Consider the following 16,448-nt stretch of genomic DNA (forward strand, 5'->3'; position numbering starts at 1 on the left):
ATGTCGCAGTCCACACCAGGCCAGAAGGCCCTCACCCATTTCAAGATCCCTCAGCCGAGACCTGCGTCACCAACCTCCGTGGACAGAACACCTAGTGCCGCGGCAGGCGACGTTCGCCCGGCACCAGAGCTCTACTTGGCGTGCCTGACCGCGTAGATCATCACGAACGCGACGATGTGGATGCCGAAGAGGAAGTAGCCGAGCCACCACCACATCAGGCGTTCGTTGTGCTGCTCCTTGGCGGGCGGGTCCTCGGGGGTCATCCCAGCTCCCTGTGCACCTTGGTGTTCGACGCCTGCGCGCGGGGACGGAGGACCAGCAGGTCGACGTTGACGTGGCTGGGGCGGGTCACCGCCCAGGCGATCGTCTCGGCCACGTCGTCGGCGGTGAGGGGCTCGGCGACGCCCTCGTAGACCTTGGCGGCCTTGTCCTGGTCGCCGCCGAAGCGGGTCAGGGCGAACTCGTCGGTCTTGACCATGCCGGGGGCGATCTCGATGACGCGGACCGGCTGCCCGACGATCTCGAGGCGGAGGGTCTCGGCGAGGACGTGGGCGCCGTGCTTGGCGGCGACGTACCCGGCGCCGCCCTCGTACGTGCCGTGGCCGGCGGTGGAGGAGACCACGACCACCGTGCCGTCGCCGCTCGCCACCAGCTTGGGGAGCAGGGCCTGGGTGACGTGCAGGGTGCCGAGGACGTTCGTCTCGTACATCGTGCGCCAGTCGGCCGGGTCGCCGGTGGCCACGGGGTCGGCGCCGAGGGCACCGCCCGCGTTGTTCACCAGGACGCCGATCGTCGTGAAGGCCGTCGCGAACTCGTCGACCGCCGCGCGGTCCGTCACGTCCAGCTGGTACGCGGTGGCCGAGCCGCCCGCCGTGGTGATCTCCTCGGCCAGCGCCTCGATGCGGTCCTTGCGGCGGGCGGTGAGGACGACGCGGTAACCGGCGGCGGCGAGCCGGCGGGCCGTGGCGGCGCCGATTCCGCTGCTCGCACCGGTCACGACGGCGATGCTGGAGGCGGCGGACGGTGCGGCGGTGGCCATGGGCTGCTCCTTGGACGTGGTCGAGCCGTCGAAAGTCTGTCCGGCCAGGATATCGGTGGGAAAATGGGCTCGGGTGATCCTCTGACAGGGAGGTGGACCATGGGACAGGCGCGAGAGGTCATGGACCGGCTCACCGAGTCTCTCACCAGGCAGGCGGACTCCCGGCGGGTGGGTGAGCTGTTCGCGGAGGACGCGGTGGCCTTCACTCCCGACGGCGGTGAGATGCACGGGCGTGCGGAGATCACGCAGTACTGGCGTCAGCTGACGGACATGATCACTGACGCCCGCTACGAGCCGGTGCACTCGTACGAGATCGGCAACACGGCCATCGACGAGGGGTTCTTCACGGGCCGGAACACAGGGCCGATCCAGCTGCCCTCGGGGGAGTCGCTGCCCCCGACGCAGAAGCAGATCAGGCTCCGCGGGGTGGACCTCGCCACCGTCGGCGCCGAGGGGAAGATCGTCGACTATCGGCTGTACTTCGACGAGATGGAGTTCATGGAGCAGCTCGGGCTGCTGCCCGAGGAACTGACCTGACCGTTGGGGGCGCCTCGTCACCTCCTCGCGGGGGATGCCTCCCCGCGAGGACGTGACGAGGAGTGGTGGCATGCGCAGGATGCGGGGTTCGCCGTCTGGGGTGCCGTGGCGGTGGTGCAGGGCGGCCTCGCAGGGACGGCGGGCGGGGGGTCGACGTACGGCTGACGCCGGCGGTCGACACGGTGTGGCCCGGCGGGTCGGTGGACCGCAATCGCGCCAATGACCGGCTGCGGGTGCTGGTGCTCGACACGGGCGACGCGTACTACTTCTGAGGCCGGGGCTGTCCCTGAGTACGATCTCGGCAACGGCGCTGACGAAGGGGTTGGGCGATGTCCGGGAACGTGCGGTCGAGGCTGCTGGACGAGTTGTCCACCGTCTCCCGCCGGTACGTGGCGTCGTACGCCCTGTTCAATCAGGCGCTCGCCGACCGGCTGGGGCTGCATCCGACCGATCTGCAGTGCCTGAACCTGCTGACGCTGGAGCGGGAGCCGGTGACGACGGGCCGGGTGGCCGAGCTGACGGGACTGACCACCGGGTCGGCGACGCGGCTGGTGGACCGGCTGGAGAGGGCGGGGTACGTGGTCCGGGAGCGGGACGCGGTCGACCGGCGGCGGGTGCTGGTGGCGACCGTGCCGGAGCGGATCGCCGAGTTCGGGCGGATGTGGGAGCGGCTGGGCGGGGACCGCTCGCCCTTGTTCGAGGACCTGGCGGACGACGAGGTCGCGGTGATCCTGCGGCACATGAGGCGGACGGTGGAGTTCCACGGGGATCGGATCGCACGGTTGCGGGAAGGCCGGGTCTAGGGCGGACATGCAGGACGTCGACATACGCGTGGACCTGGCGGAGGCGGTTCCCGCGCGGCAACTGCCGCGGCGCTGGCCGCTGTTGCTGCTGGGTGCGGCCGTGCTGCCGGGGTTGGTGCTGGTGGTCGTGGGGCGGTCGCTGGACGAGCCGGCCGTGCAGGCGTGGCGGACGGTGTGTCTGGCGGTGACCGTGCAGGCGCTGCCGTTCCTGTTGCTGGGTACGGCCTTGTCGGGGGCGATCAACGCGTTCGTGCCGGCGACCGTGTTCGGGCGGCTGCTGCCGAAGCGGGCGGCGCTGGCGGTGCCGGTCGCGGGGATGGCGGGGGTGGTGCTGCCGGGGTGCGAGTGCGCGTCGGTGCCGGTGGCGAACAGTCTGATCGGGCGGGGAGTGACCCCTGCGGCCGCCTTCGCCTTCCTGCTCTCCGCGCCCGCCGTGAACCCGGTGGTGCTGACCGCGACGGCCGTCGCGTTTCCCGGCGCCCCGGAGATGGTGCTGGCCCGGCTGCTCGCCTCGCTGGTCACGGCCGCCGTGATGGGCTGGCTGTGGCTCTGGCTGGGGCGGGAGGAGTGGCTGCGGCCCGTCGTACGGCACACGGGGCACCGGCCGGGGGCCGACCGTTGGACGGAGTTCCGGCGCGGTTTCCAGCACGACTTCCTGCACGCGGGGGGTTTTCTGGTGGTCGGGGCGATGGCGGCGGCGACGTTCAACGTGGCGGTGCCGCGGTCGGTGCTGGACGCGTTCTCGGGTTCGGTATGGCTGTCGGTGCTGTTCCTGGCGGCGCTGGCGATCCTGCTGGCGGTGTGCAGCGAGGCGGACGCGTTCGTGGCGGCCTCGCTGAGCGGGTTCTCGCCGGTCGCGCGGCTGGCGTTCATGGTGGTGGGGCCGATGGTCGACCTGAAGCTGATCGCGTTGCAGGCGGGGACGTTCGGGCGGGCCTTCGCGGTCCGGTTCTCCTCGGCGACGGTCGTCGTCGCGGTGGTGTGCAGCGCGGTGGTCGGAGGGGTGCTCCTGTGAAACGGTTCGTGCAGGTGGGGCTGCTGGTGCTCGCTGGGCTGGGGTTGTTGCACACCTCGTTGTTCACGGAGGAGTACCTGCGGTACGTGAAGGAGGGGATGCGGCCGCTGCTGATCGCCTCCGGGGTGCTGCTGATCGGGCTGGGGGTGGCGGAGGCGTGGGCCTCGTCCTCCGGGGAGGGGCACGAGGAGCACGGCCATGGTCACGACCACTCCGGTGTGCCGCGCGTTGCCTGGCTGCTGTTCCTGCCGGTGCTGAGCCTTTTGTTCTACGCTCCGCCCGCGCTGGGGTCGTACACCGCCTCGCGGGAGCCGGTGAAGGCGGTCGAGGTGCAGGAGGACGACTTCGATCCGCTGCCCGCGACCTCGCCTCTGCCGATCACGCTCACCGAGTTCACGCAGCGGGTGCAGCAGGATCGCTCGCGGGCCATCAAGGGGCGTACGGTCCGGATGACCGGGTTCGTGACGCGTGCCGACGAGCGGAGCTGGTATCTCACCCGGATCGTCATCAGCTGTTGTGCGGCGGACTCGATGACGCTGAAGGTGCGGGTGTACGGGGGTGCCTCGCTGAAGGCCGACACGTGGGTGACTGTGGACGGGACCTGGCATGCGGGCGGGGTGCTGGGGTCGTCCTCGGCGGCGGTGGCGGTGGATGCGCGCAGGGTGGAGAAGGTGCGCAAGCCGTCCAACGCGTACATGGACGCGGTGCCGCTCGGGTAGTGACGCGGACCCGGGGCGGCGGGGGTCGGTGGTGTGGTGCGGGTGCCGGAATAAGAAACGGAGGGGGGTCGTTGGACGGGTATAGTTGAATGGTCAACAACTTTGGAGGTTGAGCGACCATGCAGTTCGGGATCTTCACGGTGGGCGATGTCACGCCGGACCCGACGACGGGCCGTACGCCGAGCGAGCGCGAGCGGATCAAGGCCATGGTCGCCATCGCGCTGAAGGCGGAGGAGGTCGGGCTCGACGTCTTCGCGACCGGTGAGCACCACAACCCGCCGTTCGTGCCCTCGTCCCCGACCACCATGCTCGGCTGGATAGCCGCGCGGACGGAGAAGCTGATCCTGTCCACCTCCACCACCCTGATCACCACGAACGACCCGGTGAAGATCGCCGAGGACTTCGCGATGCTCCAGCATCTGGCCGACGGGCGGGTGGACCTGATGATGGGCCGCGGGAACACCGGACCGGTGTACCCCTGGTTCGGGCAGGACATCCGACAGGGCATCAACCTCGCCATCGAGAACTACGCCCTGCTGCGCCGGCTGTGGCGCGAGGACGTCGTGGACTGGGAGGGGAAGTTCCGGACCGCCCTGCAGGGGTTCACGTCGACGCCCCGGCCGCTGGACGACGTACCGCCGTTCGTCTGGCACGGGTCGATCCGGTCCCCCGAGATCGCCGAGCAGGCCGCCTACTACGGCGACGGCTTCTTCCACAACAACATCTTCTGGCCGGCCGACCACACCAAGCGGATGGTCGAGCTGTACCGGGCGCGGTACGCGCACTACGGGCACGGCACGCCCGAGCAGGCCATCGTGGGGCTCGGCGGGCAGGTGTTCATGCGGAAGAACTCCCAGGACGCCGTGCGCGAGTTCCGGCCGTACTTCGACAACGCGCCGGTCTACGGGCACGGGCCGTCCCTGGAGGACTTCACCGACCAGACCCCGCTGACCGTCGGCACGCCGGAGCAGGTCATCGAGAAGACGCTGTCCTTCCGCGAGTACGCCGGGGACTACCAGCGCCAGCTGTTCCTCGTGGACCACGCGGGGCTGCCCCTGAAGACCGTCCTGGAGCAGATCGACATGCTCGGCGAGGAGGTCGTGCCGGTGCTGCGCAAGGAGTTCGCGGTCGGCCGGCCGGCCGAGGTGCCGGAGGCGCCCACCCACCGGTCGCTGCTCGCCGCGAAGGAAGCCGAGGAGGTCGTGGCATGAGGCTCGTCGTCGTCTCGGCGGGGCTGAGCGTCCCGTCGTCGACCCGGCTGCTGGCCGACCGGCTGGCGCAGGCCGTGGCGGGGAAGGCGTCCGTCGACGTCCGGTTCGTGGAGGTGCGCGACCTCGCCGTGGAGATCGCGCACAACCTCACCAACGGCTTCCCCGGCCGCAAGCTCGCGGACGCCCTGGACGCGGTGACGGGGGCGGACGGCCTGATCGTCGTCACGCCGGTGTTCTCCGCCTCCTACAGTGGGCTGTTCAAGTCGTTCTTCGACGTGCTGGACCAGGACGCGCTGGCGGGCAAGCCGGTACTGATCGCTGCGACCGGGGGCAGCGCCCGCCACTCGCTGGTGCTGGAGCACGCGCTGCGGCCGCTCTTCGCCTACCTGCGGGCCGTCGTCGTGCCGACCGCCGTCTACGCGGCCTCCGAGGACTGGGGCGCGGAGGGTCTGCCCGAGCGGATCGAGCGGGCGGCGGGGGAGCTGGCGGCGCTGATGAGCGGGCTTTCGGCGCCCAGGAAGGTGAAGGACGACTTCGACGTCGTACCGTTCGCCGACCAGCTGGCGGCGCTGCGGCCCGCCGGCTGAGAACGGCCGGCGGGTTGTCGGCACCGTGGCGGCGGGGTGCCCTCGGCAGAGTGAGAGGGCAGTAAGAAGGGCATCGGAAGGAAGATCATCAGGTCGTCCGACTCCGAAAGCTTGGCAAACTGGACGCGTGCCTCCCACCCTGCTGCTCGCCGAAGACGACCGCGCCATCCGTCACGCCCTGGAACGGGCCCTGGCCCTGGAGGGCTACCAGGTCACCGCGGTCGCCGACGGCGTCGAGGCGCTGGCGCACGCCCACAAGTCGCCGCCGGACGTGCTCGTCCTCGACGTGATGATGCCCGGGATCGACGGTCTCCAGGTCTGCCGGGTGCTGCGCGCCGAGGGCGACCGCACACCGATCCTGATGCTGACCGCGCTGGTGGAGACCGCCGACCGGATCGCCGGCCTGGACGCCGGCGCCGACGACTACGTCGTCAAACCGTTCGACGTCGAGGAAGTCTTCGCCCGGCTGCGGGCGCTGCTGCGCAGGTCCGGGACGGTCAGCGCCCCCGGCGTGTCCGAGGCGGCCACCCCCGCCGTCGCTCCCAGGCAGGGATCCGAGCGGTATCTGGAGGCGGCCGGACTGCGGATGGACCCGCAGGCGCGGCGGGCCTGGCGGGGCGAGAAGGAGCTGGAGCTCACGCGCACCGAGTTCGAGCTGCTGGAACTGATGGTGCGCAACGCCGGGATCGTCCTCGACCACTCGACGATCTACGACCGTATCTGGGGCTACGACTTCGGGCCCGGCTCCAAGAACCTGGCCGTCTACGTCGGCTATCTGCGCCGCAAGCTCGATCAGCCGGGTGCCTCACAGCTGATCCACACGGTGCGCGGAGTGGGTTACGTCCTGCGGGAGGACTGAGTGGGGCGGCTGCGCCGACTGCTCGCCGGGCCCCGGCCGAAGCTGGTCTCGCTGCGCACCACGTTCGCGGTGTCCTTCGCGGCCGTGACCGCCGCCGTGACCGTGTTGGTGGGTGTGCTGTCGTACTCGGCGGCCGCCCGGCTGGTGCGGGTCGACCAGGAGTCGGTGTTCGACGAGGTCGTACAGGATCTGCGGGACGAGGTGCGCGGGCACCGGATGGCGCCGGAGGACTTCTCCTCGGCGGCGCCGGGGCACGACATCGTGCGTCCCGCGCGGACGAACGTGCAGGTGCTGGGCGCGGACGGCACGGTCGTGGACAGCGGGAGCCCCGGCCTGCCGGTGGTGCCCGCCGACCGGGAGGTCGCGGCGGCCGCGGCGGCCGGGCGGATGGCCGAGCACAAGGACGTGGACGTCGGCAGCGATGTGTACCGCGTGGCGACGGTCGCGCTCGGTGGCGGGCGGGGCGCGGTGCAGGTGGCGCAGGAGTTCAGCGACACCGAGGACCTGCTGCGGGCGCTCCAGCAGCGCACGCTGATCCTGATGATCGCGGTGGTGACGGCGGCGGGGCTGTTCGGCTGGTGGCTGGCCCGGCGCATCACGCACCGTCTGGTCATCCTCACCACCGCCGCCGAGGACGTCGCCCGCACCCGCCGCCTCGGTGTCCAGGTGCCGGTGACCGGCCATGACGAGGTGGGCCGGCTGGGTCGCGCCTTCGACCGCATGCTGGGGCGGCTCGCCCAGTCGGAGGAGGACCAGCGCCGTCTGGTGCAGGACGCGGGGCACGAGCTGCGGACGCCGCTGACCTCGTTGCGTACGAACATCTCGCTGCTGCGGAGGATCGACGAACTGCCCGCGTCCATGCGGGAGGACCTGGTGGCGGACCTGACCCAGGAGGCCCGCGAGCTCACCGACCTGGTCAACGAGCTCGTCGACCTCGCGGCCGGGCAGTCCGACAACGAGCCGCCGCGGAAGCTGGACCTCGCCGAGGTCGCCGAGGAGGTCGCGGGGCTCGCCCGGCGCCGCACCGGACGGGAGGTCCTGGTCCGGGCGAGCGGCGACACCACCACCGACGGGCGGCCGGGGATGCTCCAGCGGGCGGTGTCCAATCTCGTCGAGAACGCGACCAAGTTCGACCGGGAGGGCCGGGCGCCCGTCGAGATCGCCGTCACCGGGCCCGCCCGGCCCGGAGTCGTCCGCGTCGAGGTCCTCGACCGGGGACCCGGCATCGCCGAGGCCGACCTCATCCGCGTCTTCGACCGCTTCTACCGCGCCGCCGACGCCCGCTCCCTGCCGGGCTCCGGCCTGGGCCTGTCGATCGTGCGCGAGGTGGCGCTGGCCCACGGGGGCACGCCCTTCGCGCACCGGCGGGCGGGGGGCGGGTCGGTGATCGGGTTCACGGTGGGCGGGGGGTTCTGACGGGGGACCATGCGGCCGGGCCGGGCGTCGCCCTGGCGAAACCCGGCCCGGCGCACCGGTCCTACTGCGGCTCGAGGTTCTGCTTCCGCTTCACGGTGTCCGTGTTGGGCGAACCCTTGACGTCGAAGCTCTGCTTGTAGGTGGCTCCGCTCTCGCAGGTCACGGTCGCCTTCGCCGTCACCGTGGCGTTCGTGCCGATCTTCTTGAACGTGACGGAGTACGAGTTGCTGTTCCCCGCGAGCGAATTGTCGGTCTTCGTTTCCGAGCCCGCCTTTATCTTCACCGTGTCGGGGGAAGAGTCGTCGTCGCAGTCGTCGACCGTTCCGAATACCGTGACTTTGCCGAGGGTGACGGCTTGCGCCTGACCGGCGACGGCGAGCGATGCCGCCGCTCCTGTCAGGGGCAGCAGCGCTGCGACGGTGAGAATTGCGAGACGATTACGCATGACTTCTCCTAGTTGGTCGGCTCCCTTCTCACGGTCTTGCGTCCGTCCTGCCGAAACAAGAGCGACAAATGCCCACGTCGGGCGGGGTAGGACTACCCACCCGCAGGCCTTCACCCCCGCTCGGTGAGCCCTTGTTCCACGGCGATCCGGGTGAGGTCGGGGCGGCGGCGCGAGCCCGTCTTCTCGCCGATCCGGTCGAGGTGTGACTGGACGGTGTGCTTGCTGATGCCCAATTCCGCGGCGATTTCGTGGTCGGTCGCACCGTGGGCGAGAAGGCGCAGGATTTCCCGTTCCCGGTCCGTGAAACGGGGGGACCGTTCCACCAGCTGGCTGGCGGGCGCGGACACATAGCTGCGGCCCGAGCCCACGGTCCGGATGGCCGTCAGTACTTCGTTCGGCTCCGCCTGCCGGCTCAGATAACCGCTCGCGCCCGCCTGGATCACCTGAACCGCGTCCAGCCGGGGTGAGGACGACACGACGAGGACGGCATGCCCCCTCCTGCGCAGCGTCGTCACGGTCGCGGCGAGTCTCGGACCGGACTGCTGGAGGTCCATCAGGACGACTTCCGCCTCGCGCAGTCTGCCGTCCGCGCTCTCCACCGACGGCACGGCCACGACCAGATGGAGGTCGGGAGCGGTGCCGATCAGATGCGAGATGCCGTGCCGGAAGACGGGGCAGTCCCCGATGACAGCGATCCGCACGAGTTCGGCGCAACCGCTCATCGGCATCTCCGCTCTCGATGGACCTGCCCCGACGCGCATGCCCGTTCCCCAGAGTCGGCGCAGCGGCCGCCCCCGGCGCGGTGGACTGGCCCCTCCGGGGGAACGCCCGCCTGGTTCACTGTGGGCAGACGGAGCGGGGGAGCGGGAGGGGACGGGTATGCCGAGCGGGCAGGAGGCGGCCGCGCTGGCGGCGGTCGACGAGACGGACGCCGTACGGACGCTGCTGGAGCTGATCGCGATACCGAGCGTCACCGGGAGCGCCGCCGAGTCCGAGCTGCAGCATCATCTGGCGGGGCGGCTGGAGCGGCTCGGGCTGGACGTCGACCTGTGGTCCATGGATCTGCCCGCGCTGTTCGCGGATCCGGACTTCCCCGGTATGGAGGTGCCGCGCGAGGAGGCGTGGGGGCTGGTGGGGCACACCCCGGGGGGCGGGGACGGGCCGACGCTCGTCCTCCAGGGACATGTGGACGTCGTACCGCCCGGGGATCCGGCGGCGTGGGACGGCGATCCGTTCGTGCCGAGGGTGGCCGGCGGCCTCGTGCACGGGCGCGGGGCCTGTGACATGAAGGCGGGGCTCGTGGCGCAGCTGGCCGCGCTGGCGGCGATCCGGGCGGCCGGGGTGCGGCTGCGCGGGCGGGTCGCGGTGCACTGCGTGGTGGGGGAGGAGGACGGCGGGATCGGTGCCTTCGGGACCCTGCGGCGGGGGTACGGCGGTGACGCGTGCGTGATCGCCGAGCCGACCGCCGGGACGGTCATCACCGCCAACGCGGGAGCGCTGACCTTCCGGATCACCGTGCCCGGCAGGGCCGCCCACGCCGGCTCGCGCGAGGCGGGGGTGAGCGCGATCGACGCCTATCTGCCCCTGCACCGGGCGCTGGCCCGCCTGGAGGCGGACCGCAACCGCGACGCCGATCCGCTCCTCGCCGAGTACCCGATCCCCTACTCCCTGTCCGTCGGCACCCTGCGTTCCGGCGACTGGGCCAGCAGCGTGCCGGACACGCTGGTCGCGGAGGGGCGGCTGGGGGTGCGGCTCGGGGAGGAACCGGCCGAGGCGCGCGCGGCGCTGGAGCGGTGCGTGGCGGAGGTGTGCGCCGAGGATCCCTGGCTCGGGGCGCATCCGGCGGTGGTGGAATGGCCGGGCGGGCAGTTCGCGAGCGGGCGGCTGGCGGCGGGGCATCCGCTGCGGGACACCGTCGCCGACGCGTACGCCGACGCCACCGGCGCCGGCCGGCCCCGGGAGCGCGGCGCGACGTACGGCAGCGACCTGCGGCTCTACACCGCCGCGGGGATACCGACGCTGCAGTTCGGCCCCGGGGACATCGCCGTCGCGCACAGCGCGCGGGAGCACGTGTCCGTGCGGGAGGTGACCGACGCGGCCCGGGCACTGGTGCTGACGGTGCTGCGGACGGTGGGGGTGAAGTGAGCCCGCCCTGCGCCTCCGGCAGCCGGGAACGCGGCCGACCGGTTGCGGCCTGAACACCTGATCGAATGGGTACTAAAGCCTCATATGCCTGAAAAGCGTCACGCAGGAGAGCGAGATGACAGGCCATGGAGGCACTCACCGCGCGGGTCACGCTCGACGAGCACGGCACCGTGACCGGGTGGAACGACGGTGCCGAGGGGCTGCTCGGATACCCGGCGGAGCAGGTCGTGGGCCGGCCGGCGGCCGCGCTGCTGGCCGAGGAGGCGGCCGTACGTGACCTTCCGCCGCTCGCCGCGCTGCCCAGATGGCACGGCACGCTCGCGCTCCGGCACCGGACCGGCCACCGTCTGGAGGCCAAGGTCCTGGCGCATCACCGGACGGCTGACGACGGCTCCCGTGACTGGCTCCTCGTCTGCGCCGGGGCCGGGCAGCGCCCCCGGCCCGAGGACGAGGCGCTCATGAGCCGGGGGATGCTGCAGTCCCCGTCCTGCGCGACCTCGGTGTACGACATGGACCTGCGCTACCGCCGGTCCAACAGCTGCGCGCAGCGCGCACTGGGCCTGGTCGAGGACGATCTGCGCGGGCTGCGGATGACGGACGTGATCCCCATGCCGTTGACGGGGCAGGTCGAGGAGCGGATGCGGCTGGCCCTGGAGACCGGCGAGCCGCAGTACGTCGAGAACCACGCGCGGGCCCCCGGCGAGACCCGGGAACACGCCTGGTCGGTCCATCTCTACCGGGTGGAGGACCCGGACGGCCACGTCCTGGGCGTGGCCGCCACCGGGCACGACATGACCGAGCAGTACTGGGCCCGCACGCGTCTTCAGCTGATCGCCGCGGCCAGCACCCGGATCGGCAGCACGCTCGACGTGATCCGCACCGCGCAGGAGCTGGCGGACGTGGCGGTCCCGGACCTCGCCGACTTCCTCAGTGTGGACCTGCTGACCTCGTTCGAGGAGGGGCAGGAGGAGCCCACGACCGGCGGGTCCCTGCTGCTGCGGCGCGTCGCCCACCAGTCCGTGCTGCCCGGCGTCCCCGAGGCGGTCCTCGGCCTGGGGGAGGTGGACGAGTACCCGGAGGGGTCCCCGCCGGTCGAGAGTCTGCGCTCGGGACGGGCCGTGCGCTGCCGGGTGTCCGAGTCCCCGATGGCCGAATGGGTCGCCGAGGATCCGGTGCGGAGCGCCCGCGTCCGTGAATTCGGTTTCCACTCCGTGATGGCCGTGCCCCTGTCGGCCCGCGGCACCACCCTCGGGGTCGTCGTCTTCGCCCGGCACCGGCGGCCCGACCCGTTCCAGCAGGACGACCTCGTCCTCGCCGAGGAGCTGGCGGCCAGGGCCGCGGTCTGCATCGACAACGCCCGGCGCTACACCCGCGCCCGCGGCACGGCGGTCACCCTGCAGCGCAGTCTGCTGCCCCAGCGGCTGCCCGAGCAGTCCGCGGTGGAGGTCGACTTCCGCTATCTGCCGGCCGGTGCCCGGGCCGGGGTGGGCGGCGACTGGTTCGACGTGATCCCGCTGTCCGGGGCGAGGGTGGCGCTCGTCGTGGGGGACGTCGTGGGGCACGGCATCCACGCCTCCGCGACCATGGGGCGGCTGCGGACGGCCGTACGCACCCTGGCCGACATCGATCTTCCCCCCGACGAACTCCTCACCCACCTCGACGACCTGGTGGCCCGGCTCGCCACCGAGGCGGAGGTCCCCGAAGCCGGGGAGACCATCGGGGACGTGGGCGCGACCTGCCTGTACGCCGTCTACGACCCCGTCTCCCGCCGCTGCGCGCTCGCGAGGGCCGGGCACCCGCTGCCCGCCCTGGTGAGCCCGGACGGCGCGGTGGAGCTGCTCGACCTGCCGGCCGGCCCCCCGCTGGGCCTGGGCGGACTTCCCTTCGAGGCGGTCGAGTTCGACCTGCCCGAGGGCAGCGTCCTGGTCCTCTACACCGACGGTCTGATCGACTCCCGCGTCCGCGCCGACGACACCGAGGACCGCGTCTCCCGGCTGTGCCGCACGCTGGCCGAGCCCGCCGCCTCCCTGGACGCCCTGTGCGACACGGTCCTCGCCCGGATGCTGCCGCAGCTGCCCTCCGACGACGTGGCGCTGCTCGTCGCCCGCACCCGGGCGCTCGACGCCTCCCGGGTCGCCATCTGGGACGTGGCGCCCGATCCCGCCGCCGTCGCCGAGACCCGCAAGAACGTCGTCGAGCGGCTGGAGGCCTGGGGGCTGACCGAAGCGTCCTTCGTCACCGAGCTGATCGTCAGCGAGCTGGTCACCAACGCCATCCGGCACGCCGAACCGCCCGTGCAGCTGCGCCTCATCCACGACCGCACCCTCATCTGCGAGGTCTCCGACGCCAGCAGCACGGCCCCCCACATGCGCCGCGCCCGCACCTACGACGAGGGCGGCCGGGGCCTGCTCCTGGTCGCCCAGCTCAGCGAACGCTGGGGCACCCGTCCCGGCACCAGGGCCGGCAAGACGATCTGGGCGGAGCAGAGCGTCCAGCGGGCCGGCGAGTGACGAACCTGTGGAGGAAGTGGGCAAATCCTGTGGCGTACCTGGCATGAACCTGCTCAACTGGTCGCATGCTCGGACTCATCCTCCGCCTCCTCCCGTTCTGGGTGCGCGAACCGCTGCTCATCGTCTTCGGCGCCGTCTTCTGCGGCTTCATGTTCTACGTGGCCGTCGCCCGGGAAGGCGGGTGGGTCGCGGTCGGCATCGGCGCCGCCGTCCTGCTGTTCACCGGCATCCGCGTCCACACCGTGCGCCAGGCCTGGCGGGCCCGCCAACTCCTGAGGGAGGCGGAAGGGGCGTAGGCCACCCGACCGACCGGAGTTTGTCCGGGTCGGCCATGTCGTGAGGGCGGTGATGCCACGCCCCGGCAGGCGACCGCGCCGAGGGGCCGCGACCACGACACGCCCGGTCGTATGCGCTCGGTGAACCGCTGCCTCGCGTCGGCGACGGTCACCCGCGCGTCGCCTCGCTTCCTCGCTTCCTCGCTCGGTCGGGGACGCGTGGGGGATTGCGGGTGCGCCGGGCCGTCCGTGGCAGGGGTCTGATGTGACCCGTGACACAGGCGCCCTGCGCGACTTTGCATGATCATGCGTTATCGCGCATACTCTTCCTATGTCCAAGGTCCTCACCTCCCTTCCGGTCGGCGAGCGCGTCGGCATCGCCTTCTCGGGCGGGCTCGACACGTCGGTCGCCGTCGCGTGGATGCGCGACAAGGGTGCCGTTCCGTGCACCTACACCGCCGACATCGGCCAGTACGACGAGCCCGACATCGCCTCGGTGCCCGGCCGGGCGAAGACCTACGGTGCGGAGGTCGCGCGCCTGGTCGACTGCCGTGCGGCGCTGGTCGAGGAGGGCCTGGCCGCGCTCGCCTGCGGCGCGTTCCACATCCGCTCGGGCGGGCGGGCGTACTTCAACACCACGCCGCTGGGCCGCGCCGTCACCGGCACCCTGCTGGTGCGGGCGATGCTCGAGGACGACGTCCAGATCTGGGGCGACGGCTCGACCTTCAAGGGCAACGACATCGAGCGGTTCTACCGCTACGGTCTGCTCGCCAACCCGCACCTGCGGATCTACAAGCCCTGGCTGGACGCCGACTTCGTGACGGAACTCGGCGGCCGCAAGGAGATGTCCGAGTGGCTCGTCGCCCACGGACTGCCCTACCGGGACAGCACGGAGAAGGCGTACTCCACCGACGCCAACATCTGGGGCGCGACCCACGAGGCGAAGACGCTGGAGCACCTGGACACCGGGATCGAGACCGTCGAGCCGATCATGGGCGTGCGGTTCTGGGACCCGTCGGTCGAGATCGCCACCGAGGACGTGACGATCGGCTTCGACCAGGGCCGCCCGGTCACCATCAACGGCAAGGAGTTCGGCTCCGCCGTCGAGCTGGTGATGGAGGCCAACGCCATCGGCGGCCGGCACGGCCTCGGCATGTCCGACCAGATCGAGAACCGGATCATCGAGGCCAAGAGCCGCGGCATCTACGAGGCGCCCGGCATGGCCCTGCTGCACGCCGCGTACGAGCGTCTGGTCAACGCGATCCACAACGAGGACACCGTCGCCCAGTACCACAACGAGGGACGGCGCCTCGGGCGGCTGATGTACGAGGGCCGCTGGCTGGACCCGCAGGCGCTGATGGTGCGCGAGTCCCTGCAGCGCTGGGTCGGCGCCGCCGTCACCGGCGAGGTCACGCTCCGTCTGCGGCGCGGCGAGGACTACTCGATCCTCGACACCACGGGCCCGGCCTTCAGCTACCACCCGGACAAGCTGTCCATGGAGCGCACCGAGGACTCGGCGTTCGGCCCGGTGGACCGCATCGGCCAGCTCACCATGCGCAACCTCGACATCGCCGACTCGCGTTCCAAGCTGGAGCAGTACGTCGGCCTCGGCCTGATCGGCACCACGGCGACCCCCGCCCTCGGCGCCGCCCAGGCGGTCGCCACGGGGCTGATCGGCGCCCTCCCCGAGGGCGGCGCCGAGGCCATCGCCTCCCGCGGCGAGGTCTCCGAGGAGGACGAGCTGCTGGACCGCGCGGCCATGGAACTCGGCACGGACTGACCCCCCGAGCGGGACGCACCACCGAAAGGGCCGGCCGGCCGCCGACGCACCCGGCCGGCCTTTTCGTCACCCCGCGCGCCTCTCAGGCCGGCCGGAGTTCCGCCTCGTCCTCGACGCCGGTCGTCTGCTCGCCGTCGACGACACACGTCGCCACCCCGGACCACCGGCGGTCGGGGCCCTGCCGCCACTCGGTGAGCAGCCCGGGGACCCACTCGCCGCCACCTGCACCCTGCACGGCTTGGTGTCGGTCGTGCTCCGGTCGGGCCGGGTGGTTTCAGCCGTCCTTGCGCGCCACGCCGCCGTAGAAGCCGATCGGGGGCAGGTCGGGGTCGACCGGCACGTCGGGACGCCAGTGCGGGACGAGGACCAGGCCCGGGTCGAGCAGGGTGAGATCGCCGAAGAAGTCCAGGACCCGGGCGCGGTTGCGGGGGTTCATGGAGGCGGTGGCGCTGTTGTAGACCTTCACCGCCTCCGCGCGGCCGTCCCCGTGGATGTCGACCGTCGCGTGGGACAGGATGAGATACGACCCCGTGGGCAGCGCGTCGAGGAGGGTGGCGACGACGGCGTCCGGCTCCTCCGCCTCGGTGATGAAGTGCAGGACCGCCACCAGCAGCAGCGCCACCGGCTGGTCGAAGTCGATGACCCTGCGCACGTCGGGGTGGTCGAGGACGGCCCGGGGGTCGCGCAGGTCGGCCAGGACGACGGAGGTGTTGGTGTCGTCGTCGTCCAGGAGGGTCCGCGAGTGGGCGCTGACGATCGGGTCGTTGTCGACGTAGGCCACCGCGGTCCCGGGGGCGATGGCGCGCGCCGTCTGGTGCACGTTGGGCTCGGTCGGCAGGCCCGTGCCGATGTCCAGGATCTGCCGGATGCCGCCCTCCTCCACGACGTGCCGGACGGCGCGGTGCATGAAGGCACGGTTGGCCCGGACGGCGGCCCGCACCTCGGGGGCCGCCTTGATGAACCTCTCGGCGGCTTCCTGATCGACCTCGTAGTTGTCCTTCCCGCCGAGGAAGTAGTCGTACATCCGGGCCGGGTGCGGCTTGCTCGTGTCGATCTTCAACACTGGGCCGCCGTCGCCGCCGTGGGGAGAGGTCATGCTGCCTGGCT

General features: G+C 71.8%; 19 protein-coding genes. 13 read left to right on the plus strand and 6 right to left on the minus strand.

The window, feature by feature from the left end:
* Window positions 1–131: 131 nt before the first annotated feature.
* Together ACIBVL_RS16955 and ACIBVL_RS16960 are read right to left on the minus strand one after the other, a co-directional pair.
* Window positions 132–263, minus strand: a complete 132-nt coding sequence (locus ACIBVL_RS16955; RefSeq protein ID WP_399097944.1) for a hypothetical protein — start codon at window positions 261–263, stop codon at window positions 132–134.
* A complete protein-coding gene (locus tag ACIBVL_RS16960; RefSeq protein ID WP_399097945.1) occupies window positions 260–1,039 on the minus strand; it encodes an SDR family NAD(P)-dependent oxidoreductase in 780 nt (259 codons plus the stop codon). Before ACIBVL_RS16960 ends, ACIBVL_RS16955 begins: the two co-directional genes overlap by 4 nt.
* A gap of 99 nt (window positions 1,040–1,138) precedes the next feature.
* On the opposite strand from ACIBVL_RS16960, the gene ACIBVL_RS16965 reads away from it, so the two are divergent.
* From ACIBVL_RS16965 to ACIBVL_RS17005, 9 genes are all read left to right on the plus strand, one after another.
* The gene (locus ACIBVL_RS16965; RefSeq protein WP_399097946.1) at window positions 1,139–1,576 is read left to right on the plus strand and encodes an ester cyclase; all 438 of its coding nucleotides are present in this window, start codon (window positions 1,139–1,141) and stop codon (window positions 1,574–1,576) included.
* 65 nt (window positions 1,577–1,641) lie between these two features.
* Window positions 1,642–1,848 (plus strand): hypothetical protein, encoded by a 207-nt coding sequence (locus ACIBVL_RS16970; RefSeq protein ID WP_399097947.1) that lies wholly within the window; start codon window positions 1,642–1,644, stop codon window positions 1,846–1,848.
* 57 nt (window positions 1,849–1,905) lie between these two features.
* Window positions 1,906–2,379 (plus strand): MarR family winged helix-turn-helix transcriptional regulator, encoded by a 474-nt coding sequence (locus tag ACIBVL_RS16975; protein WP_399097948.1) that lies wholly within the window; start codon window positions 1,906–1,908, stop codon window positions 2,377–2,379.
* 7 nt (window positions 2,380–2,386) lie between these two features.
* Complete coding sequence (locus tag ACIBVL_RS16980; RefSeq protein ID WP_399097949.1) at window positions 2,387–3,394, plus strand: permease; 1,008 nt, start codon at window positions 2,387–2,389, stop codon at window positions 3,392–3,394.
* A complete protein-coding gene (locus tag ACIBVL_RS16985; protein WP_399097950.1) occupies window positions 3,391–4,113 on the plus strand; it encodes a TIGR03943 family putative permease subunit in 723 nt (240 codons plus the stop codon). Before ACIBVL_RS16980 ends, ACIBVL_RS16985 begins: the two co-directional genes overlap by 4 nt.
* 119 nt (window positions 4,114–4,232) lie before the next feature.
* A complete protein-coding gene (locus tag ACIBVL_RS16990) occupies window positions 4,233–5,324 on the plus strand; it encodes an LLM class flavin-dependent oxidoreductase (RefSeq protein WP_399097951.1) in 1,092 nt (363 codons plus the stop codon).
* Window positions 5,321–5,911 (plus strand): FMN reductase, encoded by a 591-nt coding sequence (locus tag ACIBVL_RS16995; RefSeq protein ID WP_399097952.1) that lies wholly within the window; start codon window positions 5,321–5,323, stop codon window positions 5,909–5,911. Before ACIBVL_RS16990 ends, ACIBVL_RS16995 begins: the two co-directional genes overlap by 4 nt.
* A gap of 127 nt (window positions 5,912–6,038) precedes the next feature.
* A complete protein-coding gene (locus ACIBVL_RS17000; RefSeq protein WP_399097953.1) occupies window positions 6,039–6,770 on the plus strand; it encodes a response regulator transcription factor in 732 nt (243 codons plus the stop codon).
* Entirely contained in the window at window positions 6,771–8,186 is a 1,416-nt protein-coding gene (locus ACIBVL_RS17005) for an ATP-binding protein (protein ID WP_399097954.1), read from the plus strand. It abuts the gene before it with no gap.
* A 61-nt stretch (window positions 8,187–8,247) separates the two neighbouring features.
* Here ACIBVL_RS17005 and ACIBVL_RS17010 read toward each other — a convergent pair whose 3' ends face one another.
* Together ACIBVL_RS17010 and ACIBVL_RS17015 are read right to left on the minus strand one after the other, a co-directional pair.
* Window positions 8,248–8,631 carry a hypothetical protein gene (locus ACIBVL_RS17010; protein WP_399097955.1) on the minus strand — a complete coding sequence of 128 codons (384 nt, stop codon included), beginning with the start codon at window positions 8,629–8,631 and terminating at the stop codon, window positions 8,248–8,250.
* Window positions 8,632–8,741: 110 nt separating this feature from the next.
* Window positions 8,742–9,353, minus strand: a complete 612-nt coding sequence (locus ACIBVL_RS17015) for a LuxR C-terminal-related transcriptional regulator (RefSeq protein WP_399097956.1) — start codon at window positions 9,351–9,353, stop codon at window positions 8,742–8,744.
* Between the two features lie 157 nt (window positions 9,354–9,510).
* On the opposite strand from ACIBVL_RS17015, the gene ACIBVL_RS17020 reads away from it, so the two are divergent.
* The 4 genes from ACIBVL_RS17020 to argG all read left to right on the plus strand — a co-directional run bounded on the left by ACIBVL_RS17020 (window position 9,511) and on the right by argG (window position 15,341).
* Window positions 9,511–10,776 carry an ArgE/DapE family deacylase gene (locus ACIBVL_RS17020; RefSeq protein WP_399097957.1) on the plus strand — a complete coding sequence of 422 codons (1,266 nt, stop codon included), beginning with the start codon at window positions 9,511–9,513 and terminating at the stop codon, window positions 10,774–10,776.
* Window positions 10,777–10,901: 125 nt separating this feature from the next.
* Entirely contained in the window at window positions 10,902–13,286 is a 2,385-nt protein-coding gene (locus ACIBVL_RS17025) for a SpoIIE family protein phosphatase (protein ID WP_399097958.1), read from the plus strand.
* Window positions 13,287–13,351: 65 nt separating this feature from the next.
* Window positions 13,352–13,582, plus strand: a complete 231-nt coding sequence (locus tag ACIBVL_RS17030; protein ID WP_399097959.1) for a hypothetical protein — start codon at window positions 13,352–13,354, stop codon at window positions 13,580–13,582.
* 310 nt (window positions 13,583–13,892) lie between these two features.
* Window positions 13,893–15,341, plus strand: a complete 1,449-nt coding sequence (argG, locus tag ACIBVL_RS17035; protein WP_399097960.1) for an argininosuccinate synthase — start codon at window positions 13,893–13,895, stop codon at window positions 15,339–15,341.
* Window positions 15,342–15,423: 82 nt separating this feature from the next.
* On the opposite strand, the gene ACIBVL_RS17040 is transcribed toward argG, so the two are convergent.
* Both ACIBVL_RS17040 and ACIBVL_RS17045 read right to left on the minus strand, forming a co-directional pair.
* A complete protein-coding gene (locus ACIBVL_RS17040) occupies window positions 15,424–15,576 on the minus strand; it encodes a hypothetical protein (RefSeq protein ID WP_399097961.1) in 153 nt (50 codons plus the stop codon).
* Between the two features lie 39 nt (window positions 15,577–15,615).
* Window positions 15,616–16,437 (minus strand): SAM-dependent methyltransferase, encoded by an 822-nt coding sequence (locus tag ACIBVL_RS17045; RefSeq protein ID WP_399097962.1) that lies wholly within the window; start codon window positions 16,435–16,437, stop codon window positions 15,616–15,618.
* Window positions 16,438–16,448 lie beyond the last annotated feature (11 nt).

This window comes from Streptomyces sp. NPDC049687, assembly GCF_044465285.1.
Taxonomy (GTDB): domain Bacteria; phylum Actinomycetota; class Actinomycetes; order Streptomycetales; family Streptomycetaceae; genus Streptomyces.

Excerpts from the sequence above, each read along its gene's own strand:
- ACIBVL_RS16980 (WP_399097949.1), top strand. The coding sequence starts at position 2,387 with ATGCAGGACGTCGACATACGCGTGGACCTGGCGGAGGCGGTTCCCGCG.
- ACIBVL_RS16975 (WP_399097948.1), top strand. The coding sequence starts at position 1,906 with ATGTCCGGGAACGTGCGGTCGAGGCTGCTGGACGAGTTGTCCACCGTC.
- ACIBVL_RS17045 (WP_399097962.1), bottom strand. The coding sequence starts at position 16,437 with ATGACCTCTCCCCACGGCGGCGACGGCGGCCCAGTGTTGAAGATCGAC.
- ACIBVL_RS17025 (WP_399097958.1), top strand. The coding sequence starts at position 10,902 with ATGGAGGCACTCACCGCGCGGGTCACGCTCGACGAGCACGGCACCGTG.
- ACIBVL_RS16955 (WP_399097944.1), bottom strand. The coding sequence starts at position 263 with ATGACCCCCGAGGACCCGCCCGCCAAGGAGCAGCACAACGAACGCCTG.
- ACIBVL_RS16990 (WP_399097951.1), top strand. The coding sequence starts at position 4,233 with ATGCAGTTCGGGATCTTCACGGTGGGCGATGTCACGCCGGACCCGACG.
- argG (WP_399097960.1), top strand. The coding sequence starts at position 13,893 with ATGTCCAAGGTCCTCACCTCCCTTCCGGTCGGCGAGCGCGTCGGCATC.
- ACIBVL_RS17015 (WP_399097956.1), bottom strand. The coding sequence starts at position 9,353 with ATGAGCGGTTGCGCCGAACTCGTGCGGATCGCTGTCATCGGGGACTGC.
- ACIBVL_RS16960 (WP_399097945.1), bottom strand. The coding sequence starts at position 1,039 with ATGGCCACCGCCGCACCGTCCGCCGCCTCCAGCATCGCCGTCGTGACC.
- ACIBVL_RS16965 (WP_399097946.1), top strand. The coding sequence starts at position 1,139 with ATGGGACAGGCGCGAGAGGTCATGGACCGGCTCACCGAGTCTCTCACC.
- ACIBVL_RS17010 (WP_399097955.1), bottom strand. The coding sequence starts at position 8,631 with ATGCGTAATCGTCTCGCAATTCTCACCGTCGCAGCGCTGCTGCCCCTG.
- ACIBVL_RS17030 (WP_399097959.1), top strand. The coding sequence starts at position 13,352 with ATGCTCGGACTCATCCTCCGCCTCCTCCCGTTCTGGGTGCGCGAACCG.
- ACIBVL_RS17020 (WP_399097957.1), top strand. The coding sequence starts at position 9,511 with ATGCCGAGCGGGCAGGAGGCGGCCGCGCTGGCGGCGGTCGACGAGACG.
- ACIBVL_RS16995 (WP_399097952.1), top strand. The coding sequence starts at position 5,321 with ATGAGGCTCGTCGTCGTCTCGGCGGGGCTGAGCGTCCCGTCGTCGACC.